General features: G+C 53.8%; 1 rRNA gene. It reads right to left on the bottom strand.

Annotated elements, in window-relative coordinates:
- A 16S ribosomal RNA gene (locus tag ACERJO_RS20925) occupies positions 1 to 1,415 on the bottom strand; the annotation flags it as partial.

The following is a 1,415-nucleotide window of genomic DNA, read 5'->3' as shown; positions in this document are numbered from 1 at the left end:
GGTTACCCCACCGACTTCGGGTGTTACAAACTCTCGTGGTGTGACGGGCGGTGTGTACAAGGCCCGGGAACGTATTCACCGCGGCATGCTGATCCGCGATTACTAGCAATTCCGGCTTCATGTAGGCGAGTTGCAGCCTACAATCCGAACTGAGAATGGCTTTATGGGATTGGCTTCACCTCGCGGCTTCGCTGCCCTTTGTACCATCCATTGTAGCACGTGTGTAGCCCAGGTCATAAGGGGCATGATGATTTGACGTCATCCCCACCTTCCTCCGGTTTGTCACCGGCAGTCACCTTAGAGTGCCCAACTAAATGCTGGCAACTAAGATCAAGGGTTGCGCTCGTTGCGGGACTTAACCCAACATCTCACGACACGAGCTGACGACAACCATGCACCACCTGTCACTTTGTCCCCCGAAGGGGAAGACTCTATCTCTAGAGCGGTCAAAGGATGTCAAGACCTGGTAAGGTTCTTCGCGTTGCTTCGAATTAAACCACATGCTCCACTGCTTGTGCGGGCCCCCGTCAATTCCTTTGAGTTTCAACCTTGCGGTCGTACTCCCCAGGCGGAGTGCTTAATGTGTTAACTTCGGCACTAAGGGCATCGAAACCCCTAACACCTAGCACTCATCGTTTACGGCGTGGACTACCAGGGTATCTAATCCTGTTTGCTCCCCACGCTTTCGCGCCTCAGCGTCAGTTACAGACCAGAGAGTCGCCTTCGCCACTGGTGTTCCTCCACATATCTACGCATTTCACCGCTACACGTGGAATTCCACTCTCCTCTTCTGTACTCAAGTCTCCCAGTTTCCAATGACCCTCCCCGGTTGAGCCGGGGGCTTTCACATCAGACTTAAAAGACCGCCTGCGCGCGCTTTACGCCCAATAATTCCGGACAACGCTTGCCACCTACGTATTACCGCGGCTGCTGGCACGTAGTTAGCCGTGGCTTTCTGGTTAGGTACCGTCAAGGTGCCATCCTATTTGAATAGCACTTGTTCTTCCCTAACAACAGAGCTTTACGAGCCGAAACCCTTCATCACTCACGCGGCGTTGCTCCGTCAGACTTTCGTCCATTGCGGAAGATTCCCTACTGCTGCCTCCCGTAGGAGTCTGGGCCGTGTCTCAGTCCCAGTGTGGCCGATCACCCTCTCAGGTCGGCTACGCATCGTCGCCTTGGTAAGCCGTTACCTYACCAACTAGCTAATGCGCCGCGGGCCCATCCTGTAGTGATAGCCAAAGGCCATCTTTYAGCGTTYATGCATGCGCATAAACGCTATCATCCGGTATTAGCACCGATTTCTCGATGTTATCCCAATCTACAGGGCAGGTTGCCCACGTGTTACTCACCCGTTCGCCGCTAACTTCAAAGGAGAACAAGTTCTCCCTAAAGTCCGCTCGACTTGCATGTAT

Origin of the sequence: Halalkalibacter sp. AB-rgal2 (genome assembly GCF_041821005.1) — a bacterium.
Lineage (GTDB): Bacteria > Bacillota > Bacilli > Bacillales > Bacillaceae_D > Halalkalibacter.
The sequence above is the reverse complement of the archived record's forward strand: the minus strand, read 5'-3'. Positions and strand labels throughout refer to the sequence as shown.